General features: G+C 51.8%; 12 protein-coding genes and 1 pseudogene. 6 read left to right on the top strand and 7 right to left on the bottom strand.

Annotated features, from left to right (window positions below):
• Nucleotides 1-175: 175 nt before the first annotated feature.
• Complete coding sequence (locus RGV59_RS00065) at nucleotides 176-829, bottom strand: NBR1-Ig-like domain-containing protein (RefSeq protein ID WP_232565975.1); 654 nt, start codon at nucleotides 827-829, stop codon at nucleotides 176-178.
• 545 nt (nucleotides 830-1,374) lie between these two features.
• On the opposite strand from RGV59_RS00065, the gene RGV59_RS00060 reads away from it, so the two are divergent.
• Nucleotides 1,375-2,025 (top strand): LysE/ArgO family amino acid transporter, encoded by a 651-nt coding sequence (locus RGV59_RS00060; protein WP_126585460.1) that lies wholly within the window; start codon nucleotides 1,375-1,377, stop codon nucleotides 2,023-2,025.
• Between the two features lie 226 nt (nucleotides 2,026-2,251).
• On the opposite strand, the gene RGV59_RS00055 is transcribed toward RGV59_RS00060, so the two are convergent.
• On the bottom strand, nucleotides 2,252-2,614 hold the full coding sequence (locus RGV59_RS00055; protein ID WP_197089044.1) for a DUF167 domain-containing protein: 363 nt from the start codon (nucleotides 2,612-2,614) through the stop codon (nucleotides 2,252-2,254).
• Between the two features lie 189 nt (nucleotides 2,615-2,803).
• Entirely contained in the window at nucleotides 2,804-3,853 is a 1,050-nt protein-coding gene (locus RGV59_RS00050) for a GIY-YIG nuclease family protein (protein WP_126585459.1), read from the bottom strand.
• Between the two features lie 599 nt (nucleotides 3,854-4,452).
• Here RGV59_RS00050 and RGV59_RS31630 point away from each other — a divergent pair.
• Together RGV59_RS31630 and RGV59_RS00040 are read left to right on the top strand one after the other, a co-directional pair.
• Nucleotides 4,453-4,524: pseudogene (locus RGV59_RS31630) on the top strand (dihydrofolate reductase); the annotation flags it as partial.
• A 537-nt stretch (nucleotides 4,525-5,061) separates the two neighbouring features.
• A complete protein-coding gene (locus tag RGV59_RS00040) occupies nucleotides 5,062-5,370 on the top strand; it encodes a DUF3077 domain-containing protein (protein ID WP_017846211.1) in 309 nt (102 codons plus the stop codon).
• A 357-nt stretch (nucleotides 5,371-5,727) separates the two neighbouring features.
• On the opposite strand, the gene RGV59_RS00035 is transcribed toward RGV59_RS00040, so the two are convergent.
• A complete protein-coding gene (locus RGV59_RS00035; RefSeq protein WP_126585458.1) occupies nucleotides 5,728-6,114 on the bottom strand; it encodes a GFA family protein in 387 nt (128 codons plus the stop codon).
• Nucleotides 6,115-6,470: 356 nt separating this feature from the next.
• Complete coding sequence (locus tag RGV59_RS00030; protein ID WP_126585457.1) at nucleotides 6,471-8,258, bottom strand: hypothetical protein; 1,788 nt, start codon at nucleotides 8,256-8,258, stop codon at nucleotides 6,471-6,473.
• 678 nt (nucleotides 8,259-8,936) lie between these two features.
• Between RGV59_RS00030 and RGV59_RS00025 the strand changes: the two genes are divergently transcribed.
• Nucleotides 8,937-9,899, top strand: a complete 963-nt coding sequence (locus RGV59_RS00025; protein ID WP_017846754.1) for an IS30-like element ISPsme1 family transposase — start codon at nucleotides 8,937-8,939, stop codon at nucleotides 9,897-9,899.
• A gap of 27 nt (nucleotides 9,900-9,926) precedes the next feature.
• Here the strand turns inward: RGV59_RS00025 and RGV59_RS00020 are convergent, their stop codons facing one another.
• Both RGV59_RS00020 and RGV59_RS00015 read right to left on the bottom strand, forming a co-directional pair.
• Entirely contained in the window at nucleotides 9,927-10,904 is a 978-nt protein-coding gene (locus tag RGV59_RS00020) for an integrase domain-containing protein (RefSeq protein WP_060763657.1), read from the bottom strand.
• 911 nt (nucleotides 10,905-11,815) lie between these two features.
• Nucleotides 11,816-13,135, bottom strand: coding sequence for a tyrosine-type recombinase/integrase (locus tag RGV59_RS00015; protein WP_126585456.1), 1,320 nt, complete (start codon nucleotides 13,133-13,135; stop codon nucleotides 11,816-11,818).
• Nucleotides 13,136-13,437: 302 nt separating this feature from the next.
• Here RGV59_RS00015 and RGV59_RS00010 point away from each other — a divergent pair, with 302 nt between their 5' ends.
• Nucleotides 13,438-14,757, top strand: coding sequence for a DUF6538 domain-containing protein (locus RGV59_RS00010; RefSeq protein WP_028624202.1), 1,320 nt, complete (start codon nucleotides 13,438-13,440; stop codon nucleotides 14,755-14,757).
• A 324-nt stretch (nucleotides 14,758-15,081) separates the two neighbouring features.
• On the top strand, nucleotides 15,082-15,291 hold the full coding sequence (locus RGV59_RS00005) for a hypothetical protein (RefSeq protein WP_322246816.1): 210 nt from the start codon (nucleotides 15,082-15,084) through the stop codon (nucleotides 15,289-15,291).
• The last annotated feature ends 421 nt before the right edge of the window (nucleotides 15,292-15,712 follow it).

The following is a 15,712-nucleotide window of genomic DNA, read 5'->3' as shown; positions in this document are numbered from 1 at the left end:
GGCGTGCAATGTGTTTTTTTGATTTTGTGTAATAAGGAAGAGGGGGTTAGTTGGTTTAATACAGTAGTCGAGGTTTTATTTTTATGGAGGTGTAAATGTCGTTGCGGTCTACATTGATAGACGCCCGTCATCAGGCACAGAGTTTTGGACAGATTTGTGGGGCTCCCGTCGGGCCTTAACGTGCCATGACGTTGACGATTACATGCAGGATGAAGGCGGGTCCATAACAAGGCTGGCCCTGTTCATCTTCGATACGCCAGATCGACGTGAGTGTGCAGGTCTCCCTTGGGGCGCCGAACTCCACGCTGATACGTACCGGCTGGCCGGGCAGGGTGTCGGCGATGGGGATTTCGTTGTTCAGGCTGCGCAGGTGGGTGTCCATCACCACTTCCAAGGGAACGCCGGACGCGCTGCGGCGAGCGATTACGTATTCGCCGTCGACCCGTACCAATTTCCGACCGCGCCACGGGCGGGCGCCAAGGTTCTGGATCTCCCAGGTTTTCTGAAACGTCTCACCGGGCAGCACCACGGTCTGGTCTGGGGTGGTGACATCCGCGTTGAAGACAGCTATGTCGCTGGGGTCACGCAGGCCGGTGGCGCGATTAGTGGTTGCCATTGAACAGGCATCGCCCGGTGCGCCAGCCAGGTCGGCGAAGTAGCGGAATAACAGCAGCGGCGAAACCTGCAACGCCTTGGCCAGTTTGATCAGGGTGCGTACTGAGGGATCTTGTGAGGCTCCGCCGGTCAATCCGTAGAGGTAGGTTCGGGAAATGCCGGCTTCTTTGGCCAGGGCTGTCAGGGGCTTTCCCAGTTCTCGGCTGCGTCGCATAACCAAGGCTCGAAGCGTATCGCGTGTTCTGATGTTCATATTCGAGTGTTGATCTCCGGTCCTTGGTGATAGTCGTCACGTTGTTCGCCAAAAAGGACAACCTGCTCGCCGCTACGTATATCGAGCGATGCACACTTGCGACCTGCTAGCGACGTGGTGAAGGACATGGATAGGTCCCTTTTGGGTTGGCTACATCCAGTGTCGTGGTTTCTCGCATGCTTGCGAACCTTGTGTGTGTTGCATTCCTTTACAATCATCTTTGGATATAGCGATGACTCAAATAAAAACGTGCTGTGAATCCATTGTTCGATCAGGCTTCGGCATCCTGCAAATGTCTGATGCCATGCTGCAGGACTACAAAAAAATTGTTGATGGATATTCAGCAATCTCTCAGGCCACTAAAGATTCATTTTCCTTTGTTCAAACGCTGCTAAATTTTTCCCGCTCGCAACCATCAGTTTAAATAGTGCCATAAACGTCCGCACACCAAGTTCGGTAATCAACCGATTCAACTTCTCTAATATTCTAGCGGGTTCGAACATCCCATGTTTCTAAACTTCAACGCTATTTACCTCGAAGGCTTGCTTTTGGGCATGGGGCTGTTCGCCGCGCCTGGTCCGAAAGACACCTTGGTCATCCGCCAAGGTGTGGGCCGGGGTCCGATCTGGGCCGTGGTTGCTATCTGCGTACTCGCCGATGTCCTACTGATCGCTGTTGGCGTCGCAGGGTTGGGTTCATTGCTGGGAAGTCGGCCGGGTGTGGTGGCGCTGTTGCTGCTGTCCGGTGCGGCGTATTTGCTTTGGTTTGGCGGTCAACGCTTGCTGGCGTGCCTACGTAACCAGTCCATGCCCAACACGCAAGGCGGTCACTCGCAACGAGGCTTGCTGCGCACCGCACTGGTGCTCGGGTTTGCCAATCCCTACGCCTGGCTTGATACCGTCGTGCTGATCGGCTCGATCGGCGCAGCCAAACCCACCGGCCAACAAGCGCTGTTCGCGAGCGGCGCGATGACGGCGTCGTTGGTGTGGTTTGTGATACTGGCGCTGGGATGTCAGCGTTTGACGCGGCTGTTCCAGGCGCCAGTGGTGTGGCGCTGGTTGGATGCGGGTGTGGCGGTGTTGATGGTGTACCTGGCCGGGATGTTGATCACTGATTCAGTGGGTGTCTTTCAGCAGGTAATCGGGGTCAGACTCTGAAGAGTCCAAAGGGCTGCGAACGCCTCAATGTCGTCTTTCACCAAGTCGGCTTGGGCGTATCGCGCTGGAGAAAGAGTAATCTGCCGGTTGCGATAGGCCGAAGTCGGCCAGAAGCGGACGCTTAGTGCAGAAAATAAATCAGTCCCCCCTTTTATTGCAAGCAGACACTGGAACAGTCCATGACAGCAGGGCGGCTCATTAGGCTGCACGCGCCCGTAGCGAATGGTCAGGTGTTTTCTGCTTCTGACAGGGCCTTGGCCACTACGGCAGGTAAGCTTCCGGGCGCCCTTATACGCATTTGCTTGTTCAAATTAAAACGACCGAACACAACCGTGATGTCAGAAACCGAGACGTCAAACTCTCGGGCGAGAAACTTAACCATATGGTCAGTCGCCCTGCCTGCTACGGGTGCGGCGGTGACGCTGATCTTGAGTTGACTTCCTTTCGCCTTGCCGATGGCATCCTTTTTGGCGCTCGGAGTTCCAAGTATGTTCAGAACTAAAGTCTCTCCATCCCACCCACAAAACGAGGACATCTCAAAGCCACGGCCGGATGATTTCTTTTTGGTAATCGCTTTTGCTTTCTTCACATGGATCCTGCGTAGGTCGGATAAAAATGCCTAACTAAGGTAATCGGGGTCACTCCCCGATTGTTCTGTCGGCTAAGGTCGCAATAAACGGCGCTTGGTTGCGCCGACCCGGAGGAATTGCGCGACGCGAAAACGCCCAAACGCCCGGTTGATTGTGTAGTTGGTTGGCGTTTTTTTCAAATGCCGACCCTAACCGCCGCTCACCTTCGATGCCCATTCATGGACGGGCTTTAAGCGATCAATCGCAGCGGACAACGCTTCGATCGAGTCGCTCAATGGGTCAATTGGAGTCCAAATAGTCAGGTGAGGCGAAACCAACATAAACGTCGAATTCGCGTCTGCCCCATCCTTTCTCAGCACGGTCACAGCTTGGCGGGCTCGGCCATGGTAGCTCCGGTCTTTGTTGAGGCAGCCGATGGCTTCGGTGAGTATTGAACGCCATAACCCATCGGTGATTTCGGAGAGACGAAACTCGCGTCCACCTAAAGTGTCCTCCAGGATTTTCGGTCTTGAACTTAGCTGCCACGCGTCTCTCGCGAAACGCAGGGTGATGTCCTGAGGATCGAGTATATCTGGCACAAGTCGTAGTAACGCAGGGATTTCCAGTTCGGATTTTATCAGCGTTGCAATCGGCCAGCCGCTGTATTGCAAGCCCTCGAGATTAACTCCCACGCGCGCTTTCCCATCGTTCGGGTATATCGCGAGGTTCCATTGAACTCCTTCGTGTCCATCACTAATTCCAAAGGAGGGTTTGTTTAATTGGCCGAATGGTCGTCCTTTAATACCCAGCAATTCGGTGAATCCGTGTAATAGATGGGCGTATAGGGTGTTCCTGCTGGAGCGCGTAGACTGTTTGCGGGGAGGAGCACCCGCTTTTGATACATCGATGTCTTCTTTTTGCGCTTCCATGATGGTTACTGCACTTACGTCCGATACCGACGCGAGTATGGATTGAACCGCAAGAATTGCATCGTCCGGGTGAAGATTGAAGAACTCACGCCTTCTCTGTCGGAGTTGCAGGAGCTTTGTATGAACCAGCGACTCAAACTTCTGGCAGTCGTTCACTGCAATCTGATGGGTTACCTCCCAAAGAAAATCACCCGTCGAGCTCTGATTTATTTCTGCACAGCGAACAGCAGGATCTCTAGCGGTTCTTCCGATCTTGCACACCGGAAGTTCGATGTCTTTAACCCCGAGGATATATACATATCCTCTCTCAGGGGCAGGATGGTTTTCCATAATGGTCTACCTACAGTTGTATAGGAAACTAGCTCCTTAAGTCACCAGTCGGAATGGCTTGCAAACAGCACTTACCACCTGGCGTGAAGGTAACTCGCCTCGAAAATATCAATTTAGCACGCGGAGTCGCCTACAGGCCGAATGATTGAGTTAAGGCCGAGGCTCGATCGACCGCTCCGGGGCGGATAGCGACGGTTTAGAGTCGACTGTCGTTATAAATAGTCAGACTTTCATCTGTTCCGCCGTCTTAAAGGAATCGTCGACCTCGACTTCGAGGTATCTGACAGTACTTTCAACTTCGTGTGACCTAGGGTAATTAGAGTCAAACTCTGAAAAATCAAAAAGGGCTGAAATGCCTCAATGTCGTCGCTCACCAAGTAGACTTGGGCGCGTCACGCTGGAGAAAGAATAATATGGGAGTTCAACGACCGCGACGGCACTCTCAACAGTCTCTAAGTTCATAGAAACGGTTTAGCTTGGCCCTGTTGCCATCTTGGCGCTTATGGGATCGTACCTATGAACGGCAGTCAGCGAAGGCGAACCTTTTATTCGGCTTATGATCAAGTATGAATAAACGTCGTTTCAATTAGGAGGTCCTGATGGCCACTGCACATGTTTTCATCGCCGTCAGCCTGGACGGCTTCATCGCCCGGCCAGATGGCGACATTGATGGGACCGGCGTCGATTGGACGCGATTGGGCGCGCGGGAAAGATATCAGCCATCGCGTCGGCGCACACTGTCATTTCTGATGCCCATTAAACCAACACGTTTTCCCGGAGGTAATCGGGGGCAGACCCCGGTTGTTTCCGTCGACACTCGCCTAACCCTTACAGATCCCGGAAACCTTTCGCCACAGATACCACCTTTTAGTCCCACCTCCATCCGCGCTACCTTTCCGTCGTCGCTGCAAATTCAGTGACCGGGCCTGATAACCCGTGGAACAATAGGCGCTCTAGCGTCTCCAGCACCATGCCGACGCTTTTTTTGCGTCCGCACATCCGTGTTATGGCGGCTGTGCGCGGGAGGCCTTCGGGCCTGCCGGGTTCCTATTGTCCCGGTTTATCAGCCTGCGCACAGCTGCCACCCTTTCGCCTGATAACGAACGTGGCAGCTTCTCGACATTAGGAGCTAAAATCATGAGCATTTCTGACAGGCCATACCCTCACAACCCCACCACCCACACCTCCGCCCATCCAAGAGGTGCCCAATGATCAACCCACCCCTCAACAAAACCCTCGGCGTCATCACCTTTTCCACCTGTGGCAAGCAGCCCAACCTTCACCGACTATTCCGCGTGAACGCCGGCGTGCCCATCCGCGATGCGCTGGAGCATGCCTCCGAACTTCTCCACTGTTCAAAACTGCTGGCGTTGGATGCCGCCATGGACACGGGCGCGGATCGTTATGCCTGGGCGGCGCATTATTTGGGGGAGATGGCGAAGGCGGTGGTGGATGATTTGGCGAATGGGATGTTGGCCAATGGGGTGACGGAGGAGGGTGAAGTGGCGGGTAGTTAGTCTGGTGGTTTGAGGGTGTTGCGGCTGACGCTATCGCAGGCAAGCCAGCTCCCACAAGGGGCTGTGTTTCAAGTTGATGTTGCGCTGGTCAGGGGTTTTGCTGGTTGCCCACTTTTCGACAGGCGAAAAAAAAGACCTTGAATTTCAAGGTCTTTTTTTAAGATGGTGCCCCGAGGGAGACTCAATATTAGAGTTAATTATTTGATTGTACAAGGTTAATTACGCTGTACATATTTTTGTGTACAGAAAAACGTAAATTGGCATGTTTTTTGACGGTTATTGGAAGTGTGTGGAACTCGCTGTTTATTGTTGGATGAGTTTCCGACGAGATGCAGGGTTAGTCCACTCTGACTGTGGTCATTGATCTTGGATTTTATACCAGGGTGCCTTGGATGCCACTTCGATGTGTTTCTGCTTGTCGGAAGTAAATGACGTGTCGAATGTACCTAAAGCTATGGAAATCCAGTCGGCGTGGTGCCCCTTGGTTTTCGACCAGAAGAGTGTTGAGCCGCATTGGGCGCAGAATTGGCGAAGCACTGATTCGGAGGATGCGTAGGAGGTGATGCGGTCCTCGCCTTGGGCAAGGCGCCGGTCGGCACGGGGCACGCTCGCATAACTAGCAAAGGCTGCGCCGTGGCTCTTGCGGCACTGGCTGCAGTGGCAGTGAGATAGCGCTTTGGGGCGGGAAAGAGTTTCGAACTGAATGGCACCGCAGAGGCAGCTGCCTTGGAAGGTCTCAGGCATTTTGGAGGTGCTCGGATCTCAGGATAGACCGTACTCTACCTTATAACCGATTGTGGAGAAGACTCCTAACCTTCTCAAGCCCGCCATTCAATGACGAAACGGCCAGTTACGAAGGGCAGCTATCGATTGCAGTCATTCATTACTCGTTCTTAAGCCTTGATCTGCTCGGCTAGCCTTTCGTGATGAAATAATCAACCGTGCGATGCCCTGAACGCAACTAGCTATTACATATCCGAAGGCAAAAAAGTGATCATGGACGGGAGTGCTGCCATGCCTAAGGCGTCACTCAATAGCCCCCTTTCGCTCAGGTTTTGAAACGTAGTTAGCAGGCAACGCCGCGGGCTCGTTAATAAAACTTAGCGATTGTCGGATATCACTCGAAATTTTGCGGATACAGAATGCGCCAATGCTTCCGCACCCAACAATAACGTATGCAACTGTAGGGCACCGATATTCTTTTTTCCGGTGCTATGAAATTGACTTTTTAACGCGTGCGGCTGAACAATAATGACTTGATAGTCACAATCTTGCGTCATGCTGGTGAGCGCAACCTCCAAATCCGATTTGGCAGCGGCCGAGCTTTGTAAATCAACGCGCCAAGGCTGATCCCAGACTCTGTCTGTAGATTTTTTGAGGATCGCTTGTACATCGCTAATTATTGAGCGCGCCGAGATTCTCTTGAGGTTTTTGATAGCTTGTGCCGTTACAAGCTCATACGCCCCGGGCGAGACCTGACGTGTATTTGAGGCACTGTTTGCGCCTTTGGCATGAATGATCGTCACCAACGGCGTTCCACTTGTTGGTTTGTGAACATGAATGAAGTCGGCCACCTCCTTAGACCTGTCGTCACAGTATAGCCAGCAGGTACCAGGAGACGGCGACTGCAAGCCCATCTGCGCCAGCCCCTCATTCGCTATCCATTTAAAGAGACTGATGTCATTTATGTCGTAAATTTTGTGGAGTGGTGGCGGTGTCCCTGGAGGCTTTTCCATAGTAACATCGTAATTGAAGCCGGAAGGCGCAAAGTCTAGGAACTCCATATCGAACTTTCTATCGACGACAGGAGGTAAGCAAAGTGTCGCATACACAACAGTGTGTCCATCAGCGTAGAGGAGGCGCAACACCTCCGCATCGCGCTCTACCTCTGTAACCCAATAGGAAAACTCCGGCGCGATTTTACTTGGTAAGATCTTAACGCAAACCTTACGTTTTTTTATGCTAGGCTTGAGCTCGAAAACTTGGGTCGCCCCTGTATTCCTGCAAACAACCTCAAGTTCTATATCTACAGCCTTTGGCTGTGATGATGTCAAGCGCATCTCATAGGCGCTGCGCAATTTACTGATTTTTTTCGCTTGTCGCGCGCCCTTGACTGTCTCGGGATCGGTCCACTCGATCCAATATATTTGGCCCACCTTGTTGAAGCTCGAGACACTATTGGCGAGACCAATATGTATAGTAGTATCGTTGGGTGCCTTTGAGTGGGACGCTTTTAGAGTAGTTAGCAACCCGTTTGCAGTATCAGAAAAGTCCGCCCAATTCTTCTTCGGCCCAAACCAAACGCCACTACGCTTCAAACTTACACCAGCAGCAGTTGAGCGGACAGCACCTGCAATGAAAGTATTATCCCCAAAGGGATCTATCGCATCACCCAAGGATTCACCGCTAAGAATCTTGCTATTTGGCTTTACCGGAACGTTCCGGTGCGTGCCTCCCAGCCACAATGTACGCAGCGCATTTCCCTGAATAAACGCTGAAATGAGAACCGCCTCGTCTACCGGGCTTAGGTTTGGGATTTCATCTAGCGACAAAGACTCGTGCAAATATGCCTTGAGGTCGCTGTCGCTAACATATACTGCAATATAATCATCAAGCATGAAAAAGGCGATGAGGTGATTTAAGCGGTCTTTCACGTTGTTTCCGCCAGCCCAGCTTGTCAGTCTCCGTTCGATCAAATGAAATGCAAGCTCTTCCGACGTATGCGAGTTTCCCGGCAGTGCCAACTGCTTCGACTGCACCCATCCTGCGGAGGGCTTGATCGCGGATAGCACTGATTTTGCAATCGTGTCTATAGTAGTCTGCGGTTGCTTAACAAGTGCCACAATGAAGCTTGCGAAAGGCGATACGCTTCCTGCCGAACTAACCATCAATTCCTCCATTGCCTAGGCGAAGCATGGAGGTTTGAGGGCCGTCCATGACCGAGTGCCCGCCTTGTGTACGTTTCGATGACTCTCGATCTCAGCGCAAGCGAGCAGTGAGCAATGGCAATATGCCACAAGGCGCGAACGGCGGGAAAGCCCTACGTCGGTAGCGCTTGCGTGACCTTGTTCCGATAATAGTTGGGGAGCGCGCGTCAATGGCTTTGATTGCTTTCTACCACGCTAGCTGAAGCTGCCGAGCTGAATGACTGCAGTTGAAGCTGTCCTTCTCCACTGACAGCTAAGGAAAGGTTGCGACGGGTTATAGGGCGGTCAAGTAGCTTGAGTCCGCTTCAAAGCCGCCAGGTTTTGCCCATGCGTTTTTCGATCAAACATATAGTCAGCAGGATGTAATCGCGTGTCGACTCCGCATGCGACGTCAGATGTGAACTGACGAACCACGTAAGATGCTTTCGTTGCCACCTCCATGGATCATCTCGGCCCCGGCGGTTGGGGATGGTTGCCTGAATAGCGTTGGCCTGGCTTATGTGACGCTGGAGCACCCGTCAGCGCCCCAGCCAGGAATACTTCCCTGAATTCATAGAATAAGTGCAACGTTTGAAACGATAGGCAGAGAGTCAGCCACCGGTAGAATCCAGGCTCTCACACCGAAGGATTCAAGCGCAGATGACTACGCATTACCGGCAGCTGACTCAGGGCCAACGTTACCAGATTGAGGCCGGTCTGAGCGCCGGAAAAAGCCAGGCAAGCATCGCGAAACAGGTTGGCGTACATCCCTCGACGATCAGTCGTGAGGTTCGCCGCAACAGCTCCCAGAAGACCTACAAAGCGGTTGCTGCGACCCATGAAAGTGATGCCCGTCGAGCGCAGGCGCGCAAGCACTGCAAGCCATTAACGTGGTTCAGCCATTATCTGCCGCTCTGGCTAAAACACGGTATGAGCCCGGAGCAGATTGCTCAGCGCCTGAAGCAAGAGCAGCCGGAGCGCGCGGTCAGTCACGAGTGGATTTATCGGTTTATCGCCACCGACAAACACGCAGGTGGCGAGTTATACAAGTATTTGCGGCACCGCAGGAAGCTGTACCGAAAACGCTACGGAAGCCACGACCGGCGCGGACAGTTGCGTAATCGCGTATCGATAACCGAGCGCCCTGCTGAGGTCGAAGCCCGCGAGCGTCTAGGTGATTGGGAGGGTGACACGGTGCATGGCGTAGGCGGCAATCTGGTCACGCTGGTTGATCGTAAAAGCGGCTACCTGAGCGCCTATCCGGTCAAGCGCAGGACGCGCCGGCAGGTAACGCGGGCGATCAATCTGTTGCTCAAGGGGCATGCTGTTCACACGCTGACGCTGGATAACGGGAAGGAGTTTGCCGGGCATGAACGCATTGCGCATCGGAGCCAGTGCCAAGTCTTTTTTGCAGAACCCTATTCATCCTGGCAGCGAGGCACTAATGAAAATACCAACGGCCTGCTCCGGCAGTATTTTCCCAAGGGCGGCGACTTCAGCAAGCTGACCGTCGAGGCGGTCAGTCGCGTGGTAACGAAGATCAATTTACGCCCGCGAAAACGCCTGGGCTGGAAGACGCCGTACGAAGTTTATGCAGGGGTGAGCGTTGCACTTATGTGTTGAATTCAGGTTCCTTATCAAACGGTTTGGTCATACTCGACCTCCAATGTAGGCGGACACTACATCGACTCGACCGTGACCCAACTCGTAGCTGATTACCAGGCGAGCCTTCCGATCAAGCTGTGGGTCACGCCGGTTAAACCTCCCGCCGTTAACTGGCGCAGGGTGACCAGTGATCTGCTGATAACGTTCACACGCGTACGCCGCCCGCAATTCGTGAAAGCCCTTAAGATCGTGGCTGTGGAGAATTTCCCGCACCGGCCGGACGACTTCCTGTTGGAAACTGAGGTAGCGTTCATTCGGTGCCAGCAGGTTGCGGCTCCCCTTGGGAGAGACCTGTTCGGCGTACCTGAGTGCGTCGCGAATATGATCATCCACCATGATCCAGCGAGGTGGAGTTGCACCACCGCGGCCACCTTTGGTGCCTTCCTGGATGTTGATCTTGTCGTAGTGTTCGGCCTCACGTGTTAAGCGCGGTAGGTCGGCCAAAATGGCCTCGCGCAGGCGCATGCCGGTGGCGCGTACCAATTGTCCGATGGCGGCGGCACGCGGATGCTTTTCGCGGAGCGCCTCGACGATGCGTATCACGTGTTCGTGATCTTGGCCTTGAGGATTTTTCGTGCGCACGGTGATGCGCTGCGTTCCCAAAGCCTTGCTCGGACTTGGCACTTTCACATATTGATCACCGCGAAGCGCGGCCATGGTCCGGTTGACGCTGGATAACCGGTTTTGCGCAGTGGCGTTGGTGAGTTCACCTTGGTCAACTTGCAGGCGCAGATGTCCGGCATAGTCCAACAAGGTCTGCCGATCTATCTGCCGCGCATCATTAAACCCTGGCCCATCCTCCGAGCGACACCACTGTACAAACGCCTGCCACCGATCACTGTGTGCTTTGACCGTGCCGTAATGCCCGCCGCCAAACAGATCGGGCAATGCCTGCGGCCCGGCATAACTCAGTTGTCGCCCATAGCCAAAATTGCGTCCATCCCGTCTACCTACCAGTACCATGATCTAAATCCTCTCGAAGCCAAAAAACCTTGAAACTATCCCCACGTCATCCCGCCAAGAATGTTGAGTGTTATCAGGGATCAAGGCCCCTGCGACCTGTGAGGGTTGTCCACTAACGCGGGACTGGCGGCTCTTTACGACCGGGAGCTTGGGCGTCTCATGACCTGGCCTCCTGAACACCTCTGAAGAAGTGGGCGGGTGGAGGCTGCACTGGCTGACGAGACCAATGCCTCGAGATCCTGAGTCGGGTGAAGGCAGTGAAGCGATGACCGGGGCATGCCTGACTGTCAGTCAGGTACAGTCCATTCCCTGGGCTGCGGCAACCATCATCTGGATCGCTGTTGCTGGTGACTTCGGTGTTTGTCACACCGATTGTCACGAGGGGGAATGCCGCAAAGCCTTGTACGAGTTGGGCTGCAGCAGTGGTAGGAGCGCCCGTCTCTTTCCGGAAGAAAGAGACGGGCGCAGGTTGGCGCAAGGAAATGGCCAAGCGGATAGGTTGCTGCAGGGCAGCTGGGTAGGGGGATGTATTTGCCGCAATGGCGATGATCTGAAGTGGGCATCCATCACTCGGTGAGTGACCGTGCGAGCCGCCGGACGCTAATCGCACTTTGGGAGAACCACCACGGTGTGGCGTAGCCTTAAAGGTTCTGGCTACCTGGGTTGCTGTCAACGACAGCGCTTTGCCCGATCTTTTCTACGCTCGCCGATAGAGAGGGTCAAGGCTCGATTTTTCGAGAATTCTGCGGCTGTGAATGGCATAAGCCGTCTATGGAAATCCGTGGTTTCTAGAAGACGGTTACGCTGATTTTTAGATTTTTCAAGTGAGGCCCTTTCAAGCAGGGCGGCTTTGCAGCCTTGCTTGAAAGGGCCCGCGTGGAAGGCAAAGCTGTGGAGATTTTACTGGCGGGTTAGCGCTGAAATGCGCCACACTGATCTTCCAAGGCGCTGATGCCACCACCGACCGCGTTGACCCCGAGAAGCTCCGAAGACTTGCGCGACAGAAACTGATTAACCCGCGTATCAAACTCATCCCGCAGGCTCGCCGTAATCCCAACCCTGAGCGCATCGAGATAATCGGCATACCACTGCATCATGATCCGCCGTTGCGTCAGGTACAGCGCCTGGTTGTACTCCCCAGCAATGCCACCCTCGACATGCGCCAGTTGACTTTCAACATGATCCTTCAGCCACCCATGTTCGCGCAGCAGCGTGCTCGCGGTGTGGCGAACGCCATGGCTCACCATCCGCCCTTTATAGCCAATCTTGGCAAACACCAGATTGATCGTGTTCTCGCTGATGACGGGGCGTTTCTCACCACTACCCGGAAACAGGTAGCGGCTGCGCCCAGTGCATTGGTGCAGCTTGATCAGCATCGCGATCAGTTGATGGGGCAGGGGGCTGACATAGTCCCGGCGCATCTTCATGCGTTCAGCCGGTATGGTCCACGTCCCTTCTTCAAAATCGATTTCATCCCACGTCGCATACCGAACCATGCCCGGTCGGCTCGCCGTCAGTATTGCCATCCACGAAGCAATCCTCGACGGCAACCGGCTGGTGGTCTTACTCAGCGCTTGAAGAAATTCGGGTAGCTCATTTTCACGCAAATGCGGGTAGTGCTCAGGAGGAGGCGGCGCCAACGCGATGGCATGAAGTTCTGAAGCCGGATTGTGTTCGCACAACCCCCGTGCAATCGCCTGACTGAAAATCTGCTTGAGCCAGGTCCGAGCCTTGTCTGCCACATTGAACGCCCCGCGCTTTTCGATGCTGGCCTGCAACTTCGCGCAGTCGGCGCGAGTGATGTGCTCCAGCTGCATCTCGCCGAGTGCCGGTAGCAGATCCTTGTCGAGGTAGTCGCGAATCTTCTTTAGCGTCGCATGGCTGCGGCCGGAGTCGGCCTTGAACTGATACCAGTACTCCGTAGCTCGCCTGAAGGTGTTGAGCCCAGCCTCCCGTTGCTGCTGCTTGTCATCCCGCCGCTTGGCAGCAGGGTTGATGTCGTCCTTGAGCAGCTTCCGGCATTCAGCCGCCCGTTCGCGAGCCTCCTGCAAGGAGATGCTCGGATAGACGCCAAGCGACATTCGCGCCGGTCGACCCCGGTACGTATAGCGAAAATGCCAGTACTTGCGCCCGTTAGGCTGAACCAGAAGGGCAAGACCCGAACTATCACCCAGCGTGTATTGCTTGTCGGCTGGCTTGGACGCTTTGATCTGCAAGGCGGTCAGGGGCATGGCTGTACACCTCCGGTTCTCGAACTGGAATCTGTACAGAAAATGTACCAAAAAGAGGCTGGCTTGCAAGGGACGGGGATGGAACCCCAGAGACCAAAAAGCCCGCAGTTAGCGGGCTCTAGGGGTATTGCTTAGCCGTCGTTGGACGTCTATGTACATCAAATGGTGCCCCGAGGGAGACTCGAACTCCCTCAAAAACATCATAAGACCCAGCAATGCCGCGAGTTTAAAGGCTTTCAGTGGCTTTGGGTAGAAATTTTGGGTAGAATTTTGGGTAGAAATGACTAGCGAAGGCTTTTGCTATGACCGATTTTTTAGTCCTGAAATCCGGCACCTACTACGTCCGTCTGGACGTTCCAGAAGACGCACGGGAAGCCTTTTCCGGGCGTAAGGTTTTGACTAAAAGCCTCAAAACTGGCAATCGTTCGGAAGCCCATATTTTCAAACTACGATGGTTGCAGCAGTGGAAAACCGAAATCGAAAAAGCCCGTAGGGGTGAAATCGGCAATTTCCGTGATGATGTTCTTCAAATAGTTGAAAAGCATCAAAGGGCCATAAACCAAGATAAAATTAAGGGGAAACCCGCAAACAATGAAACAAAAATGGGTTTTGAAGTAATCCAATATACACAAGATAAGAAGTTAAGCATCGACCTTGTTAATGAAGCAATTGATATTGCAGCAGGTCGTTCGGACTACTCACCAAAAACCCCATTTTTCAAAAGTCGCCTTGATGGTTTCTATAACTATGAATTAAATCAACGAAAAGTAGACTTGAATACAGTTGATAGACATATAAAGAGAATTAAAGCACTTGATGCCTTTTTGAAAGCTGAGGACTTATTGCTGGATTATGAGGCAGTTGCTTCATTCTTGATTTCAAAAAATCTGGAATCGAAGACAAAGAAACAATATTTGTTTTCGTTTAATGCCTTCTATAATTTCTTGATTAAAAAAGAACCACCATTCAAAGAACGTTATCCAATCAATCCTTTCAAAAGTCATGAATTGAGCCAAGTTAGACGTGGAACACTCAAAAAAGATGAAAGACGTGCTTTTACGGCGGAAGAGGTTGAAACCTTGCATAGTAAAGCAGTTGAAAAAGGAAAGCGTCAATTAGCCGATTTGATTAAGATAGCGGCCTATACGGGAGCACGCATTGAAGAAATATGCCGTTTAAAAACATCGTCAGTTGTTAAAGAGGATGGTGTGGATTGTTTTCATATTACAGAAGGTAAAACACAAGCATCCGTTCGTTTTGTGCCAATTCATCCGGTTCTCATGGAAACGGTCAAACGGCTTGTTAGTTCATCGGACGATGGGTATTTGTTGAAGACAAGCAAAGGTGGGAAGTATGAAACCAAATCGAAAGGTTTAGGTAATCAATTTTCAATCTTCAAGACAGATTTAGGTTTTGATAAAAAATGTGTTTTCCATAGCATTCGCAAAACTGTAATCACTACATTAGAGCGTGCTGATGTTAAGAACCTTGTCATCATTTCGTTGGTTGGCCACAAAGCTGATGGACTGCTAAGAATGACTTTCGATAGATATTCGGAAGGCCCAACCCCAGCATCTAAAATGGATGCTGTTAAACACCTACAATATAAATTCTCAGTATAATTTTTTATTGTTGTCATCATTCATGAGGCTACCTAATTAGGTGGCCTTTTTAATGCCTGCTATACGTTGCTATACGTTGCGCCGTTTCTGCGTTTATATACACTTTCATTCTTTGTTATCTGGCTTATTGAAAGCTATACAACTTGAAAACATTTTAATATATGTTAACTTGATATTAGTAGTTCGAAAACATTACCATGGGCGAAAGACAATGTAAATCGTATATGCAAGTTCCCTTCAGTTCAACCATGGCACTAACGTTTACGTCTCGATTTACCTCGCACTACGTTTGAAAAATGTATAGCAATCAATATGGAGGATTGTATGAGTGATAAAGAAAGAAAAAGTAATCAGTTAAATTTTAGACTTCCAAAAGATGATATTCAGCTACTCGAAACACAAAGAGCAGCATTAAAGATGACACAGGTAAAATTTATTTCCCATATTGTAAATAATGCAGTTCAATGGAATCACTTGGAGGTATATACAGTCCAGGAACCAGGGGGATCTCAATTCTACATTGAAAAAACATAACATATATATACACACACACACACACACACACACACACACACACACACAAAAAATTTACCCATTTATTCTACCTGCAAGTTTTTTTTTTTATGGTGGATGTTTCTATGGATGAGTTCTTATTATTACATTTATTGTTCCCCTCCCCCACCCACCCACACATTCTGTTGTGTTCCTTCCTTCTGCCCATTGCTGTGTGCCCCACGGTGACAGGAGGGGGGGGCGGCGGTGGCGTGGGGGAGAGTGTGGTCTGGGCAGGATGTTTGATTGCGTTGTTTGCATTGATTACGGATGCCTTTCCTTTTGTGGGTGGGTGGTAGGTGGGTGGGTGGGTACATTTGTGATACATATATATATATATATATATATATATATATATATATGTGTGTGTTCTGTATACACACACATATACGTGTATGTATAC

Source organism: Pseudomonas sp. FG1 (assembly GCF_034313875.1).
GTDB lineage: Bacteria > Pseudomonadota > Gammaproteobacteria > Pseudomonadales > Pseudomonadaceae > Aquipseudomonas > Aquipseudomonas veronii.
This window is presented reverse-complemented; position numbering and strand designations above follow the sequence as displayed.

Bases quoted from the DNA above. Each gene is read 5' to 3' on its own strand.
- RGV59_RS00040 (WP_017846211.1), top strand. From the start codon at position 5,062: ATGATCAACCCACCCCTCAACAAAACCCTCGGCGTCATCACCTTTTCC.
- RGV59_RS00025 (WP_017846754.1), top strand. From the start codon at position 8,937: ATGACTACGCATTACCGGCAGCTGACTCAGGGCCAACGTTACCAGATT.
- RGV59_RS00065 (WP_232565975.1), bottom strand. From the start codon at position 829: ATGCGACGCAGCCGAGAACTGGGAAAGCCCCTGACAGCCCTGGCCAAA.
- RGV59_RS00005 (WP_322246816.1), top strand. From the start codon at position 15,082: ATGAGTGATAAAGAAAGAAAAAGTAATCAGTTAAATTTTAGACTTCCA.
- RGV59_RS00050 (WP_126585459.1), bottom strand. From the start codon at position 3,853: ATGGAAAACCATCCTGCCCCTGAGAGAGGATATGTATATATCCTCGGG.
- RGV59_RS00010 (WP_028624202.1), top strand. From the start codon at position 13,438: ATGACCGATTTTTTAGTCCTGAAATCCGGCACCTACTACGTCCGTCTG.
- RGV59_RS00015 (WP_126585456.1), bottom strand. From the start codon at position 13,135: ATGCCCCTGACCGCCTTGCAGATCAAAGCGTCCAAGCCAGCCGACAAG.
- RGV59_RS00060 (WP_126585460.1), top strand. From the start codon at position 1,375: ATGTTTCTAAACTTCAACGCTATTTACCTCGAAGGCTTGCTTTTGGGC.
- RGV59_RS00035 (WP_126585458.1), bottom strand. From the start codon at position 6,114: ATGCCTGAGACCTTCCAAGGCAGCTGCCTCTGCGGTGCCATTCAGTTC.
- RGV59_RS00020 (WP_060763657.1), bottom strand. From the start codon at position 10,904: ATGGTACTGGTAGGTAGACGGGATGGACGCAATTTTGGCTATGGGCGA.
- RGV59_RS00030 (WP_126585457.1), bottom strand. From the start codon at position 8,258: ATGGTTAGTTCGGCAGGAAGCGTATCGCCTTTCGCAAGCTTCATTGTG.